Here is a 15,503-nt window from a genome sequence, read left to right as displayed (position 1 = left end):
GTCGATGGAGTCTGGGGCCGCGCACGCAGGACTACCTCGGGGTGCCTATCACCGGCAAATCCCGGGCGAAATCTTCCATGTCGGCCCAGGGATCGCCTGACGTCGCCAGCAGGCCCGGCAGCGAGGAATAATTCAGATCCTGCGGAGCATCGATGGATTCCAGATCGCTCCAGCTCACCGGCGTCGAGGCCGGCAAGTTGGTGCGGGCGCGCAGTGAATAGGGAGCCGCCGAGGTGTGGCCGCGCGCATTGCGGTGATAATCGATGAAGATACGCCGCTTGCGGTTGTCCTTGCCCATGGTGGTGGTGAAAGTGTCGGGCGCGGTGGCGGCAAGATGCGTGGAGACGGCGCTGGTCGCCTGGTGCAGTTTCTTCCAGTTCTGCTTTTGTGTCACCGGCACGGTGATGTGGATGCCGTGCCCCCCGGAGGTCTTGGCGAACGGCACCAGCCCTAGCGCTTCCAGCTCGCCCTTAATGTGCACCGCCGCCTCAACCACCTCGCGCCAGGCGATCCCTTCACCCGGGTCGAGGTCGAAAACGATCAGGTCCGGCTTGTCGAGCCGCGTGCGATGGGTGCCCCAGGTGTGGAACTCGACGACGCCGAACTGCGCCAGCGCCAGATAGCCCTTGGCGTCTTCCACCGAGAGATAGGATTTGGTCTCGCCCTCCGAATTGGTCGCCTCGAAGGTCGCCACGGATGACGGCATGCCGGTGAAGGCATGGCGCTGGAAGAAACAGTCCTGCGGCCTGCCGGTCGGGCAGCGCACCAGCGACACCGGCCGGCCAAGGATATGCGGCAGCATGAAATCGCCGACCAGCGCGTAATAGACGGCGATATCGAGCTTGGTGGGGCCGGTCTTGCCGAACAGCCGCCGCGTCGGGTTGGTCACCCAGATTGTCGCGAGGTCGGCCTCGGCGATCAGCCGCTTGCGCTTGGCCGAAACCGGCGTCGACAGGCCGACGTCGCGCAGGCCGCGGAACACGGCATGGCGCAGCGCATTGTCGGTGGTCCGGTTGGCGTAGTGGATATGTGCCGAAAGCAGCGGCCGCACCCAGTTCATCTCGCGCATGATTTCGCGGGGAACCCCTTCGGGCGCGGATGCACCGGCCCGCAATGGCTCCAGCCGCGCCAGCAATTCGCCTGCTGTCCCCGCATCGAAGCCGGTGCCGACCTTGCCGCGATAGTGCAGCTCGCCGTCTTCGAATTCGCCGAGGCCAAGTGCAGCCAACCCCTCTGCCGCATCGGAGACTGTGTAGCCGGCGATGACGAAGTCGCCGGTCTGGAGCGCCTTGGTCTTGGTCCAGGTCTTGGTACGGCCGCTCTGGTAGACCGCCGTGGCGCGCTTGGAGACGACTCCCTCGAGCCCCATCTCGGATGCCTGGTCATAAAGTGCCTGGCCGTCGCCTTCGACATGATCGCTGAGCTGGATGGCCGAATTGGCGCCGAGACCGGACAGCAGTTGCGAAAGCAGCGCCTTGCGCCGGCGGAGCGGCGCTTGTCTCAAGTCCCAGCTGTCGAGATACAGAAGATCGAAGGCGTAGAAGTGGAGCTTGTTGCCGGCGCCTTCGGCGAGCGCGTCTTGCAAAAGGGCAAAGCGGCTGATGCCCTTAGCGTCGAGCGCGACGACCTCGCCGTCGATGATCGCCTCGCGGCAGGGCAGCCTGGCAAATGCAAGCGGCAGGTCGCCATAGCGCTTCGTCCAGTCGAGGCCGGCGCGGGTGATCAGCCTGACCTTCCCGTCGGAAACATGCGCCATGGTGCGGTAGCCGTCGAACTTGATCTCGTGCAGCCAGACTTCGCGTGTTTTTTCCGCGGGGTGTTCACCTCCCGGCGGCTTCGGAACCTGCGTAGCCAGTTGCGGCTCGATCCGGGAAGGCGGCGCCGCCTTGACGGCGCCCGGCAAAGCGCCAGGTTTCAGCACCACCGGCCTGACAGGTTTGGCGGCAGGCTTCGGCGCTGCCACCAGTTCCTCGATGCGGCGTCCGGATTTGACGCTTTCCGGCCGGGCGTCCAGTATGTCGAGCGTGGCATCGGCGGCGAGATCGCGCTCCTTGAACAGCAGCCAGTTCTTCTTGCCCTCATCCTCGCCGGGCTTCGGTTTCAGCCGCGTCAGCATCCAGCCGCCATTGAGCTTCTCACCGGCGAGCCGGAACTTGAAGGAACCGGTACGCAGGCTCTTCTCGACATCGTCCATCGGCGCCCAGACGCCGGTATCCCAGACGATCATCGGCCCGCCGCCATATTCGCCTTCGGGAATGACACCTTCGAAGTCGATATACTCGAGCGGATGGTCCTCGGTCTCGACCGCCAGCCTTTTGTCGGCGGGATTGAGCGACGGGCCGCGCGGCACCGCCCAGCTCTTCAGCACGTCGCCGACCTGCAGGCGCAGATCGTAGTGATCGGCGGTGGCGTGATGCTTGTGGACGACGAAACGATTGCCCTCACCGGCAGCCGGGCCACCGGCCGGTTCGGGCGTCCTCGTGAATTCGCGCTTGGCACGGTAGGCCTTGAGCTTCGAAGGAGCTGGCATGGACTAGACGTAGGTGGTGGGCAAAAGCAACGAGCGCAGCATCAAAATCCCATCGCAGCGGCGCTCCAATGTCACGGCATGGATCCCAGGGTCTCCGCGACGTAGCTTCGCTCCTGCTCCGCCCTGGGATGACGAAGGATGGGAGGTCACGCTGCTCAATCGTCGGTGGCCGGTGTCAATTCGAGTTCGGCCGGCGACAGGCCCTGCTGCAGCTGGCTGAGCCGGAATTCGTCGACCCAATAGGCCTCGCCGTCGACCAGCACCCGCGCGCTGTAGCCGCCGGCCGAAAAACGCTGCGCGGTGATGTAGACCTTGTGGCGGTCGAGCGCCTTGCGCACCGCGGCGCGCTTGGATTTTTGGCTGGTAGCGGAACTGGCCATGCAATTTGCTCATACACGCAGAGCCGCAAGACAAGACGGCCGGCTCAAGGATGGCTGAGACGGGGTGTCGTGTCAATTTCGGCGAGCGAGCGTCCAACGACCGCCGGCGCATAGTGCCCGACATCCATATATCAGGACGTGACACTTCCACGGACTGGATGAAGCATCCCTCGAATGGATGAAGCTGAAAGCTCGAATGGATGAAGCTGAAAGCTCGAATTTATGTGTAGGCTCGTGGTGCACGTCTTCCAATTGGCGTCGCGGGATAGCAAGCCCCCGACCGAGGTCGCTTTTTTGACGCACGGAAAACGGACAGACATTGGCCTCAAAGCTGCGGTTCCACCTGCAAGCGGCGCCGAGTTGCTGAAATCCAGGGGCTGGTTTCGTGTCAACTGGCAAAAAATACTCTTGGCTAGTATGTTGATCGTCGGCGCGACAATTACGCTCTCGACTGCGTCCGCAGTTGAGATCGAAAAGCTGCGGCAGCAGGCGACCGCCGATCACACGGAGCTGGTGAGCGAAGCCGCCCAGGCGGCTTCGACGGATGCCGCCCCGCTCGATCGCCAGCTGGCCGAGCTCGCGGCTGAGATCGAAAAGCTGCGGCAGGACGCGACGATCGACCGCGCGACCATGGCGCAACTGCGGACGCAGGTGAGCGAAGCCGCCCGGGCGCCGCCACCGGATGCGGCTACGCTCGATCGCCAGCTGACCGAACTTTTGGGTCAGATCGAAAAATTGCAGCAGGTGGCGGCGGGCGACAGCACGAACCTCCCCCAGTTGGTCGAAAAGCTGCGGCAGGACGCGACCGCCGACCGCGCGGCAGTGGCGCAGCTGCGGACGCAGGTAAGAGAAGCCGCCCGGGCACCGCCACCGGATGCGGCTACGCTCGACCGCCAGCGGACTGAACTCGCGGTCGAGATCGAAAAGTTGCGGCAGGGGGCGACCGCCGACCGCGCGGAGCTGGCGCAGCTGCGGACGCAGGTGAGCGAAGCCGCCCGGGCGCCTCCGCCGGATGCGGTTGCGCTCGATCGCCAGCGGGCAGAGCTCGCGGCCGAGATCGAAAAGCTGCGGCAGGCGGCGACCGCCGACCGTGCGGCCGTGGCGCAGCTGCGGATGCAGGTGAGCGAAGCCGCCCGGGCGCCTCCGCCGGATGCGCTCGATCGCCAGCGGACCGAGCTCGTGGCCGAGATCGAAAAGCTGCGGCAGGACGCGACCGCCGACCGTGCGGCCGTGGCGCAGCTGCGGACGCAGGTAAGAGAAGCCGCCCGGGCACCGCCACCGGATGCGGTTACGCTCGATCGCCAGCGGGCAGAGCTCGTGGCTCAGATCGAGAAGCTGCGGCAGGCGGCGACCGCCGACCGCACGGAGCTGGCGCAGTTGCGAGCGCAGGTGAGCGACATCGCTCGGGCACCGTCACCGGATGCGGCCGCACTCGATCGCCAGCGGTCCGAGCTCGTGGCTCAGATCGAAAAGCTGCGGCAGGCGGCGACCGCCGACCGTGCGGCCCTGGCGCAGCTGCGGACGCAGGTGAGAGAAGCCGCCCGGGCACCGTCACCGGATGCGGTTACGCTCGATCGCCAGCGGGCCCAGCGGGCAGAGCTCGTGGCCGAGATCGAAAAGCTGCGGCAGGACGCGACCGCCGATCGCACGGAGCTGGCGCAGTTGCGAGCGCAGGTGAGCGACGTCGCCCGGGCGCCGTCGCCGGATGCGGCCGCACTCGATCGCCAGCGGTCCGAGCTCGTGGCTCAGATCGAGAAATTGCGGCGGCAGGCGACGGACAATCATGCCGGCATGGATCGCCTTGAAAAGCAGATGGATCGCCTTGAAAGCAGTTTGCTGAAGCATTTCAGCCTCAAGAGTCGTCTCAGCCTCAGTCTACCGCAACCATCGGCACATCGCCTGATATCGTTCTGCCCCCAGATACAACTCCACGAGTCATTCTGCGCTTTGCGCGTAACCGCAATTCCGCGCGGACACGAGCGGCGACCCTGGAGCGGAGTCTGCGAGCCCAGGGGCTCGACGTCGTAAAATCTGGCAATTCACCCACAAGCTCTCGGGCAAACGAAGTTATGTACTTTTATAATGAAGATCGACCAAGCGCAGAGCGTATAGCGGCTGGGCTTGTGGAAGCTGCACTCATCCAGCGCGCATTTGCGGACGATGGTTCACTCCCCCGCCCCGGAACTATCGAAGTGGCAATCGGGCGGTAACTAGTAAGGTAAGCGCAAAACAGGAGTCTGATATGAACCTCAGTTGCTTTGTTCGCCATCTCGCCTTTATTGTCCTGCTGGGAAGCACATCTGCTTTCGCGCAAACAGATCCGCCTTCGCCCGCGACGCCGGAAAGCGCGAAACCACAAAGTGGACCGGCCCCATTGGTCATCCATTTCGGCACCGGCAGCAGCACAATTCTTCCCAAGGACAGAGAAGTCCTCGATCAAGCGTCTCGCGCCTTCAACGAGGGCAAGCCGCAAGTCATGATCGTTACTGGCAGTGCCGATCGTGCCGGAACACCAGCGCAGAACCTCTTGCTTTCTCAGCGCAGGGCGACAGCGGTGCTGAAAGCTTTGCTCGATCGCGGACTTCCGGTCGACCGGTTCCAGGTCCTGGCGAAAGGCGAAACAGAACTCGCGGTTCCGACCGAAGAGGGTATTGCCGAACCTGAAAACCGTCGTGTCGAGATCACCTGGCGCTAACGCCGTGCGCCGCTTCGTGACCGCGGCCAGTCTATTGCTCGCGTTCGCACAGTCGGTGACGCCGGCTAGCGCCGAGGATCCGAGTGCTTTGTTTCGCGAGGCACTGCGACAAGACTTGATGGGCGGACCGACAGGTGCTCGGCTCGCCTTCGACATGTACCGCCGTGCTGCAGAAGCGGGTCTGCCCGAAGCACAATTCAATGTTGCCATCATGCTCGACAGCGGCCGCGGCGTGTCCCCGGATATGGCGCAAGCCGCCACATGGTACGCGCGTGCGGCCTCTCATGGCATTCGAAGAGCGGCATATAATCTCGGCCAGCTTTACGAGGCAGGGCAAGGCGTTCCGCAAAACGTCGATCTCGCCCGTGCGTGGTTCAAAGCATCCGGTCTCCCGGCTGCTCGCGCGCGCCTGACTGCCATTCGCTCTGGTGGCGCAAAGGCCGCGACGCTTTCCGCTCCAATACTCATCGCGCCTAGATATGGCGAGTTGATTGGCTCCAGCGCAAATAGTGTCGAGCTAGTGTGGACGGCACGCCAGCAACCAGAGGGAGTGCGCTTCTTCGTGGAGTTGCTAGCACTTGTGCCATCTGGTTCAAGTGAAATCTATTCCGGCTTTGTCGATATTTCGAGCCTGAACGTGGCTCTCTCAAGTCATAAGGGAGCCTTCGCATGGCGCGTGCTCGCCGTGGCACGAAGGGGTGGCCGCTACGCTGCCAGCGATTGGTCTTATATGCGCACTGCTGCCAACTGATGGTCTGATTTACGGCGGCCGACTTCGCCAACACCTTCATCGTTCGTGGCCCGCCATCCACGGGTGGTCCGAAGCTAGCTGCTTCTGGCCTTTCCGGCCCGGACCACCCGCCCCCTTGCGTCCTTCCCAAGACAGCGGACACTGTAAGCGCATCGATGCGGCGCACTTTGACCTGGATCAAATGGCCGGTCAGCCATCGGCTGTGGAAACCGACCCGGCGCGCTATATTGAACCTGACGGTTTGGAACGCGATGCTTACCCGGAGAACTTCACATGACATTGACAAAGCGCAGACTCGGCAGCCAAGGGCTGCAAGTCTCGGCAATTGGTCTCGGCTGCATGGGCATGAGCCAGTCATACGGTCCGGCCGACGAGGCGGAGTCGATCGCCACGCTGCACCGCGCCATCGAGCTCGGCTGCACGTTTTTCGACACGGCGGAGGTCTATGGGCCGCTCGCCAACGAGGAACTGCTCGGCCGCGCGCTGAAGGGCCGGCGCGATGCGGTGACGATCGCCACAAAGTTCGGCTTCCGCATCGAAAACGGCAAGCAGATCGGCACCGAGCGCGACAGCCGGCCCGAGCATATCCGCGAGGCTGTCGAGGGCTCGCTCAGCCGGCTCGCCACCGACCATATCGACCTTTTGTACCAACACCGCGTCGATCCGGCCGTGCCGATCGAAGACGTGGCGGGTGCTGTCGGCGAGCTGATCGCTGAGGGCAAGGTCCGCTTCTTCGGCCTGTCGGAAGCCGGTGCCGCCAACATCCGCCGGGCACATGCGGCGCATCCGGTATCGGCGGTGCAGAGCGAATATTCGCTGTGGGAGCGCAACCTGGAGCCGGAAATCATTCCGCTGCTGAAGCAGCTCGGCATTGGCCTGGTGCCGTTCTCGCCGCTCGGTCGCGGCTTCCTCACCGGCGACGTCAGGCGCGCCGAAGACTATCCGCAGGGCGATTACCGGCGCGGCGATCCGCGCTACCAGGGCGCCAACTATGACGCCAACATGCAGGCGGCAGCCACCGTGCTCGACATTGCCGCGGCGAAGCGCGTCAAGCCGGGCCAGATCGCGCTGGCCTGGCTGCTCCACAAGGGGAGCGGCTTCGGCATCGACATCGTGCCGATCCCCGGCACCAAGCGCAGAAAATACCTCGAGGAGAACGTCGCCGCGGCTTCGATCAGGCTCGACGCCGCCGAGATGCAGGTGCTCGACGACGCGCTGGCGCCCGGCAAGGTCGCCGGTCCGCGCTACGGCGAGCGCACCATGGTGATGATCGATCGGTAGGTCTTGCCTTCTCCCGTTCTTGCGCAAAGCTCCGGCCTTGGCTAGCATCCGCCGGCCGGCATCGAGCGGAGGAGAACGTCGCGGTGGACCGGCTGGAGCGCCGTTGCGTCCCTTCAAACACGAGTTGGGCGCTCAAAGGACACTCCATTTTTGAATCGACGCAGAACCTTCCGGAAAACCCATTCCGGTTTCGGGGTCGTGCGCTTATCTGGGAGGAGACTAAATTGATCAACAGACGTGAATTCCTGCTGTCGTCCGCGGCGATGGGCGCCTTGGCGCTGGCCGCTCCGCAACTGGCTTTTGCCCAGGACAAGCTGACCATCCTTGGTTCGGTGCCGAGCCTCGGCTTTCCGTTCTTCGTGCACATGCTGAACCAGATCAAGGCGGAAGCCCAGGCGCAGGGCGTCAACCTGATCGAGAGCGACGGCCAGAACTCGGCGCCCAAGCAGACCGCCGATATCGAGGCGGCACTCGTGCAGAAGGTCAACGCCATCGTCATCTCGCCGCTCGACGTCAACGCGCTGGCCCCAGCTATCGAGGAGGCGGTGAAGGCCGGCGTTCCCGTCGTCACCATCGACCGCCGCGTCGAGGGCGTCGAAGGCATCCTCGCCCATGTCGGCGCCGACAATGTCAAGGGCGGCGAGGCCGAAGCACAGGCCATGGTGGCGGCGTTCCCGAACGGCGCCAAGATCTTCCATCTGCAGGGTCAGCCCGGCGCCGGTCCGGCGATAGACCGCAACAAGGGTGTGCACAACGTCCTCGATCCGATGAAGGACAAGTACCAGATCATCTTCGAGCAGACCGCCAACTTCGCCCGCGCCGAGGCGCTGTCCGTCACCGAGGCCGGCCTTGCCGCCAACGGCAAGCCCGACGCGATCATCTGCGCCAATGACGACATGGCGCTCGGCGCGGTCGAAGCCTGCGCGGCGCGCAACTTCACCGACGTCAAGATCTACGGCTTCGACGCGCTTCCCGAAGCGCTGGTCGCCGTGCGCGACGGCAAGCTGGCCGGCACGGTCGAGCAATTCCCTGGCGAGCAGTCGCGCACTGCGGTGCAGATCGCGGTCGCCTACGCCAAGGACAAGACCGAGCCGAAGGAAAAGCTGGTGCTTTTGACGCCGATCGTCATCGGCAAGGACAATCTCGACAAGGCGGAGAGGTTGGGCGAGACGAAGTAAGGTCTGTGATCAGCGCTGACGGTGCACAGTCCCGCGAGCAAGATCGATCGCCGAAGTTGGCGCCGCCCCTCATCCGCCTGCCGGCACCTTCTCCCCGTATAATGACGGGGAGAAGGGACGCGCTCCAACGCTGGCGCCCCCCTCTCCCCGTCTCTATACGGGGAGAGGGTAAGGGTGAGGGGCAGCGCCGACGTTCAATGTCTCAGGGAGCCATCCTTGCCGCCAGCTGAAGCCGCATCACCCTCTCCCGCCCTGCTCACCGTCGAGGGTGTGACCAAGCGCTTTGCCGGCGTCACCGCGCTGAACGACGTTTCGCTCGAAGTCCGCCCCGGCGAGATCCTCGGCCTGCTCGGCGAGAACGGCGCCGGCAAATCGACGCTGCTCAAGATCCTGTCCGGCGTGATGCCGCCGTCCAGCGGCCGCATCGTCTTCGATGGGGTCGAATTCAGCCCGCACAATCCGCAGGATGCCAAGCGCCACGGCATCGTAACAATCTACCAGGAACTGAGCCTGATCCCCACACTGACCGTGGCGGAGAATATCTTCATCGGCCGCGCGCCGCTCGGCCGGTTCGGGCTGGTCAGCTGGCGGAAGATGGAGGAAGATTCGCGCGCGATCATCGCCCGCGTCGGCCTCGACCTCGACCCGGCGACGCCGGTGTCGGCGCTGTCGGTGGCCGAGCAGCAGCTGGTCGAGATCGCCCGCGCGCTATCGCTGAAGAGCCGCTTGATCATCATGGACGAGCCGACCTCGGCGCTGACCGAAACCGAGGTGCACAGGCTGATGTCGATCATGGACCGGCTGCGCAAGGATGGCGTCGCGATCATGTTCGTCACCCACCGGCTGGAGGAGGCATCGGCGATCTGCGACCGCATGACGGTGCTGCGCGACGGCAGGCTGGCCGGCCATCTAGACCGCGAAGGTGGGCCGATCAGACTGCCGAAGATTATCGAGAAGATGGTCGGCCGCGCCGCTTCCGAGCTCTATGCGAGGCCGACGCAGCGCGATGTCGCCGGCGACGTCCGGCTCTCGGTGCGCGGCCTGCGCACGGTGCGCGATCCGCAGGCGCCGCACGCGATCGTGCTCGAAGGCGTCGATCTCGACCTCAAGGCGGGCGAAATCCTCGGCGTCGCCGGGCTCGTCGGCTCCGGCCGCACCGAGCTCGCCCGCGCCATCTTCGGTGCCGACCGCATTGCAGCCGGCACCATCAGGCTCGACGGCAGGCCGATCGCGCCGGCCTCACCCGCCGATGCCATCGAGCTCGGCATCGGCCTGGTGCCGGAGGATCGCAAGCACCAGGCAATCTTCGCCGCACTCGCCATCCTCACCAATTTCTCGATCGCCGCGCTCGACCGCTACTCCAATGTCGGCTTCATGGCCGAGCGGCGCGAGCGCGAGGCGTTGGCGAACTATAGGAAGACGCTGTCGATCCGCATGGCCTCGCCCGAGCAGGCGATCGAGGGACTGTCCGGCGGCAACCAGCAGAAGGTCATCCTTGCTCGCTGGCTGGCGCGCGACCCCAAAGTGCTGATCGTGGATGAACCGACGCGTGGTGTCGATGTCGGCGCCAAGGCTGAGGTGCACCAGATCCTGGTGGAGCTCGCGGCGCGCGGCATCGCCATCATGATGATCTCGTCGGAACTGCCCGAAGTGCTTGCGGTGTCGGACAGGATCGTCACCATGCGGCGCGGGCGCATCACCGGCGAGATGCCCGGCATCGAGGCGACCGAGGAGAAACTGATGGAACTGATGGCGCTCGACCAGAAGCAGGAAGCAACGCAATGACCAGCACGACCGAACGGAGCCAGCGCGGCGGCGTCAATATTGCGCGCCTGCTGATGAGCTTCGGCCCACTGATGTTCCTGGCGTTGCTGATCGTCGTCTTCACCGTGCTGAAGCCGAGCTTCATCGACCCGATCAACCTGTTCAACATCATGCGCCAGATTTCGATCACCGGGCTGATCGCGCTCGGAATGACCTTCGTCATCCTGACCGCCGGTATCGACCTGTCGGTCGGCTCGCTGCTCGCCTTCTGTGGCATGGTCGCGGCCGTGGTAGCCAAAGGCGGCACCGCCAACACGCTGTCGCTGTCGACAACGGGCACGCAAGGCTATGGCTGGTTCGCCGCCCTTCTCGCCGCCGTCGTCGTCGGCGCCGTGGCTGGCGGCGCCCAGGGCTTTGCCATCACCAGGCTGAAAGTGCCGCCCTTCGTCGTCACGCTCGGCGGCCTCACCGTGTTTCGCGGCCTGACGCTGACAATCTCCAATGGCGGTCCGATCTCCGGCTTCGACGCCTCGATGCGCTGGTTCGGTACCGGCCTGATCGGCCCGGTGCCGGTGCCGGCGATCATCTTCGCGATTGCCGCAATCCTGTGCCACATCGTGCTGCGCTACACGCGCTACGGTCGCGCCGTCTACGCCGTCGGCGGCAATGCCGAGGCCGCGCGGCTCTCCGGCCTGCGGGTCGACCGCATCCTGATCTCGGTCTACATCATCGTCGGCTTCTTCGCCGGCCTTGCCGCCTTCGTTTTGTCGGCGCGGCTCAACTCCTCCGAAGCCGTCGCCGGCATCGGCTACGAGCTGACGGTGATCTCGGCGGTCGTCATCGGCGGCACCTCGCTGTTCGGCGGCATCGGCAGCGTCGGCGGCACGGTGGTCGGTGCAGGACTGATCGGCGTCTTGCAGAACGGGCTGCAGTTCAACAACGTCTCGTCCTACACGCAAAGCATCGTCATCGGCCTGATCCTCATCCTCGCCGTGGCCTTCGACCGCTGGCTGAAATCGCGGGTAAGGCGGTGATGGTGGAGGAGCGACGATTTTCGCTGCAAGGCAGCAGGAGGTTGGCGAAAGCGCTGGCAACAGCCAATCTCCCCCCTTACGGGGGAGATGTCCGGCAGGACAGAGGGGGGTGGGAAGGATCGCCAACGTCTCAATGTGAGCCGCTTCCAAGCCCATTCCAGCAGGAGGATTAGACTGCAAATGGCTGACAAGCTGGCGGGACAGCACCCCCCCTCTGCCCTGCCGGGCATCTCCCCCGCAAGGGGGGAGATCGGCGGTCACCCATGACTTCGCCAATCACGAAGACAGGGGCGCCTAGTGGGGCACGATCTCGTTCCGTCACGCCAGCGTAAGAATGCAAAATCCATGCGTCGCGTGATGACCGACGCCGAGCTGAAACTGTGGAATGAGCTTCGCGCGCATCGGCTGATGGATTTGAGCTTTCGCCGGCAGGTGCCGATTGGGCCCTACATTGTGGATTTTGCCTGTCCGACGCACGGCCTCGTCGTCGAGGTCGATGGCAGCCAGCACGCCGACGCTGAGCACACCGAGCGGGATAGGATACGCAGCGCCTATTTGGAGAGCAGCGGCTAGACTATCCTGCGCTTCTGGAACGACGACGTCATTCGCGATATCGACAATGTCTGCCAGCATATAGTGATGGTGGCCGGCGCGGATGCGCGCTGGACTCGGCCGTGCATGGTCGGCGGGACGGCACCCCTCTGTCCTGCCGAACATCTCCGCTCAAAGGGCAGGTTTCTGAGGTGAGGTGCCAATGACTCAAATAAGGACCATGACCGAACAGGACGTGCCGGCGGTGTCGCTTCTGCTGGGCCAATCCTGGCGCTACACCTATTCGCCGATCCTGGGTGCCGAGACTACGGCACGGCTGTCGGATGAGAAGCACGCGCCGGAGCGGCTGGCGGCCGAGCTCAGGGACGACAGCAAGATGTCCTTCGTCGCCAAGCGGGCTGACGGCTCGCTCGCCGGCTACGCGATGGCGGCGATGGACGACAAGGGCGAGGTCATGCTCGAGCGGCTCCATATCGACAAAGGCGAGTACGGCACCGGCCTTGCCGCCGACCTGCTGCTCGCCGTTCTTGCCGCGCATGCGGGTATTCCCAGCATCGCGCTGGAAGTAATCGAGGGCAACGACCGCGCAATCGCCTTCTATCGCAAGCACGGCTTCGAGGTGGTCGAGCGCAGGGAGGCCGCGCATGGCGTGGAAGGCCGCGCCTCGCTGATCATGCGCCGGCTGCTGCCGATGGCTTAGAGCGCTGTCGGCGAAGCTGCCAATCGCCCCACTAGAGCAGGCAATCGCGCATCCGCGCCGCGATCATTTGCGCTCCTCCATGCCGGCTCCCACGCGTTGAGCCGCCAGAAACATCAGTGTGTAGGCCGCCTTGCGGCGGTCCCAGCCGGCCGACTCAGCCATATCCAGCAACCCGTCGACCAAAGGCGCTAGCGCCGCCCTGCAATCGGTTTCATAGTTGAAATCGTTCTTCGGGCGGGTCGGCGCCGCGATCTTTCCAAAACTGTCCGTCATATCCATGGCAACACCTGCTCAGCGTCAGTTCCCGGACCGGCAAAACCGTGCGCACTTTTGGCGGACACGGTCCATCTGCCGTTTCGAAATCTCGCTTTGAAAGCCTGACCTTAGAAGTCCATGCCGCCACCGCCGGGCATCGGAGGCATGGGCGTTTCCTTCTTCGGCTTCTCGGCCACCATCGCCTCGGTCGTCACCAGCAGGCCGGCAACAGAGGCGGCACCCTGCAGCGCAGTGCGCACGACCTTGGCCGGATCGATGACGCCCTGCCCGTACAGGTCGCCGAACTCGTTGGTCTGGGCGTTCCAGCCATAGCCGAAGTCGGTCGTCTCGCGCAGCTTGCCGACGATGATCGAACCTTCCGCGCCGGCGTTCTCGGCGATCTGGCGCACCGGCGCTTCGATGGCGCGACGCACGATGTCGACACCGGTCTTCTGATCGGGATTGTCGACGACGACGTTATCGAGCGCCTTCGCCGCCCTCAGCAGCGCCACGCCGCCGCCGGGCAGGATACCCTCCTCGACCGCCGCGCGTGTGGCGTGCATGGCGTCGTCGACGCGATCCTTGCGCTCCCTGACCTCGATCTCGGTCGAGCCGCCGACGCGGATGACTGCGACACCGCCGGCGAGCTTGGCCAGCCGCTCCTGCAGCTTCTCGCGGTCGTAGTCGGAGGTGGTTTCCTCGATCTGCGCCTTGATCTGGCTGATGCGCGCCTGGATTTCATCCTTGCGGCCGGCACCGTTGACGATGGTGGTGTTCTCCTTCTCGATCAGCACCTTCTTGGCGCGGCCGAGCATCTCCAGTGTGACGTTCTCGAGCTTGATGCCGAGGTCTTCCGAGATCGCCGTGCCGCCGGTCAGGATGGCGATGTCTTCGAGCATGGCCTTGCGGCGATCACCGAAGCCCGGCGCCTTGACGGCGGCAACCTTCAGGCCGCCGCGCAATTTGTTGACGACCAGGGTCGCCAGCGCCTCGCCTTCGACGTCCTCGGCGATGATCAACAGCGGCTTGCCGGATTGCACGGCGGCTTCGAGCACAGGAAGCATGGCCTGCAGGTTGGACAGCTTCTTCTCGTGGATCAGCACATAGGGTTCTTCGAGTTCGACGCGCATCTTATCCTGGTTGGTGATGAAGTAGGGCGAGAGGTAGCCACGGTCGAACTGCATGCCTTCGACCACTTCCAACTCAGTCTCAGCGGTCTTGGCTTCCTCGACAGTGATGACACCCTCATTGCCAACCCTTTCCATCGCCTCTGCGAGGAAGCGGCCGATCTCGGCATCGCCATTGGCAGAGATGGCGCCGACCTGAGCGATTTCGTCGTTCCTGGTCACCTTGCGGGCATTGGATTTCAGGTCGGCGACGACGGCGTCGACCGCCTTGTCAATGCCGCGCTTCAAATCCATCGGGTTCATGCCGGCAGCGACCGCCTTGGCCCCTTCCCTAACAATGGCCTGAGCAAGAATCGTCGCGGTCGTGGTGCCATCGCCTGCGGTGTCGCTGGTCTTCGAGGCGACCTCGCGCACCATCTGCGCGCCCATATTCTCGAACTTGTCCTCCAGCTCGATTTCTTTGGCGACAGTCACGCCGTCCTTGGTGATGCGCGGGGCGCCGAACGACCTATCGAAGACGACATTGCGGCCCTTGGGACCGAGCGTTACCTTCACCGCATTGGCGAGAATATCGACGCCGCGCAGCATTTTCTCGCGGGCTTCGGTATGAAATTTCACATCTTTGGCAGCCATTGGATCACTCCTTCGAATAGGCAGCTTTTCGTTGACTGGAATGCTTGTTGAGGCCCCGCTCAGGCGGCCCTCTTCATCTCGCCGGCGCCCTCGATAACGCCCAGCACGTCGCTCTCTTTCATGATGAGCAGATCCTCGCCATTGAGCTTGATCTCGGTGCCGGACCATTTGCCGAACAGGATGCGGTCGCCAACCTTGACGTCGAGCGGCTGCAACTGGCCGCTGTCGTCGCGCGCGCCCGGACCGGCGGCAATGACCTCGCCCTCCTGCGGCTTCTCCTTGGCGGTGTCGGGGATGATGATGCCGCCGGCGGTCTTCTCTTCGACCTCGATACGGCGGACCAGGATGCGGTCGTGCAATGGACGGAACGTCATGTCGTTCTCCTCTCGGGACAAACAGATTTTCGAAGATCCTCCTGACCGGACCGGCAATAATCGGCCCGGCACGGGGTGCACGACCCTTCGTCAGGCATCGCGCGCATACGAACTAGTCGCGCTTTTTTCAGCTTTCAAGAGGATCCCGCAAAAATTTTAGCACTCGACACCTGAGAGTGCCAATACCCTGTAATCGTTCGCACATTAGTCGCCTCAGGTAAAATGCGCCTGAAATTTGGCAGGATTTTT

General features: G+C 64.1%; 14 protein-coding genes and 1 pseudogene. 10 read left to right on the top strand and 5 right to left on the bottom strand.

The annotated features are described in order from the left end of the window. Positions 1 to 31 precede the first annotated feature (31 nt). Both ligD and RQ479_RS00985 read right to left on the bottom strand, forming a co-directional pair. Positions 32 to 2,530 carry a DNA ligase D gene (ligD, locus tag RQ479_RS00990; protein WP_376703792.1) on the bottom strand — a complete coding sequence of 833 codons (2,499 nt, stop codon included), beginning with the start codon at positions 2,528 to 2,530 and terminating at the stop codon, positions 32 to 34. A 155-nt stretch (positions 2,531 to 2,685) separates the two neighbouring features. Further along, positions 2,686 to 2,910, bottom strand: coding sequence for a hypothetical protein (locus RQ479_RS00985; RefSeq protein WP_352516621.1), 225 nt, complete (start codon positions 2,908 to 2,910; stop codon positions 2,686 to 2,688). A 420-nt stretch (positions 2,911 to 3,330) separates the two neighbouring features. Here RQ479_RS00985 and RQ479_RS00980 point away from each other — a divergent pair, with 420 nt between their 5' ends. The 10 genes and pseudogenes from RQ479_RS00980 (at position 3,331) to RQ479_RS00935 (ending at position 12,865) form a co-directional block, all read left to right on the top strand. Continuing rightward, positions 3,331 to 4,938: a hypothetical protein gene (locus tag RQ479_RS00980; RefSeq protein ID WP_376703791.1), complete on the top strand. Its 1,608-nt coding sequence runs from the start codon at positions 3,331 to 3,333 to the stop codon at positions 4,936 to 4,938. Then, positions 4,821 to 5,120: a LytR C-terminal domain-containing protein gene (locus tag RQ479_RS00975; protein ID WP_376706069.1), complete on the top strand. Its 300-nt coding sequence runs from the start codon at positions 4,821 to 4,823 to the stop codon at positions 5,118 to 5,120. The genes RQ479_RS00980 and RQ479_RS00975 overlap by 118 nt, the downstream gene beginning before the upstream one ends. Before the next feature lie 32 nt (positions 5,121 to 5,152). Next, on the top strand, positions 5,153 to 5,605 hold the full coding sequence (locus tag RQ479_RS00970) for an OmpA family protein (RefSeq protein WP_352467908.1): 453 nt from the start codon (positions 5,153 to 5,155) through the stop codon (positions 5,603 to 5,605). Next, positions 5,562 to 6,356, top strand: a complete 795-nt coding sequence (locus RQ479_RS00965; protein ID WP_352467909.1) for a tetratricopeptide repeat protein — start codon at positions 5,562 to 5,564, stop codon at positions 6,354 to 6,356. The genes RQ479_RS00970 and RQ479_RS00965 overlap by 44 nt, the downstream gene beginning before the upstream one ends. A 273-nt stretch (positions 6,357 to 6,629) precedes the next feature. Continuing rightward, on the top strand, positions 6,630 to 7,637 hold the full coding sequence (locus RQ479_RS00960) for an aldo/keto reductase (protein ID WP_352467910.1): 1,008 nt from the start codon (positions 6,630 to 6,632) through the stop codon (positions 7,635 to 7,637). A gap of 227 nt (positions 7,638 to 7,864) precedes the next feature. Then, positions 7,865 to 8,815, top strand: a complete 951-nt coding sequence (locus tag RQ479_RS00955; RefSeq protein ID WP_376706068.1) for a substrate-binding domain-containing protein — start codon at positions 7,865 to 7,867, stop codon at positions 8,813 to 8,815. 216 nt (positions 8,816 to 9,031) lie between these two features. Next, positions 9,032 to 10,600 carry a sugar ABC transporter ATP-binding protein gene (locus RQ479_RS00950; RefSeq protein WP_376703790.1) on the top strand — a complete coding sequence of 523 codons (1,569 nt, stop codon included), beginning with the start codon at positions 9,032 to 9,034 and terminating at the stop codon, positions 10,598 to 10,600. Further along, entirely contained in the window at positions 10,597 to 11,613 is a 1,017-nt protein-coding gene (locus tag RQ479_RS00945; RefSeq protein WP_352467912.1) for an ABC transporter permease, read from the top strand. The genes RQ479_RS00950 and RQ479_RS00945 overlap by 4 nt, the downstream gene beginning before the upstream one ends. A gap of 297 nt (positions 11,614 to 11,910) precedes the next feature. Further along, positions 11,911 to 12,360, top strand: a pseudogene (locus tag RQ479_RS00940) (endonuclease domain-containing protein). Between the two features lie 7 nt (positions 12,361 to 12,367). Beyond that, positions 12,368 to 12,865, top strand: a complete 498-nt coding sequence (locus tag RQ479_RS00935; RefSeq protein ID WP_376703789.1) for a GNAT family N-acetyltransferase — start codon at positions 12,368 to 12,370, stop codon at positions 12,863 to 12,865. 63 nt (positions 12,866 to 12,928) lie between these two features. On the opposite strand, the gene RQ479_RS00930 is transcribed toward RQ479_RS00935, so the two are convergent. From RQ479_RS00930 to RQ479_RS00920, 3 genes are all read right to left on the bottom strand, one after another. Further along, positions 12,929 to 13,144, bottom strand: a complete 216-nt coding sequence (locus tag RQ479_RS00930) for a hypothetical protein (RefSeq protein ID WP_292664630.1) — start codon at positions 13,142 to 13,144, stop codon at positions 12,929 to 12,931. Between the two features lie 104 nt (positions 13,145 to 13,248). Further along, the gene (groL, locus tag RQ479_RS00925) at positions 13,249 to 14,880 is read right to left on the bottom strand and encodes a chaperonin GroEL (protein WP_352467916.1); all 1,632 of its coding nucleotides are present in this window, start codon (positions 14,878 to 14,880) and stop codon (positions 13,249 to 13,251) included. Positions 14,881 to 14,939: 59 nt separating this feature from the next. Beyond that, on the bottom strand, positions 14,940 to 15,254 hold the full coding sequence (locus RQ479_RS00920) for a co-chaperone GroES (RefSeq protein WP_352721181.1): 315 nt from the start codon (positions 15,252 to 15,254) through the stop codon (positions 14,940 to 14,942). Positions 15,255 to 15,503: the final 249 nt, after the last annotated feature.

It is taken from the genome of Mesorhizobium sp. ISC25 (genome assembly GCF_042295465.1).
Lineage (GTDB): Bacteria > Pseudomonadota > Alphaproteobacteria > Rhizobiales > Rhizobiaceae > Mesorhizobium.
This window is presented reverse-complemented; position numbering and strand designations above follow the sequence as displayed.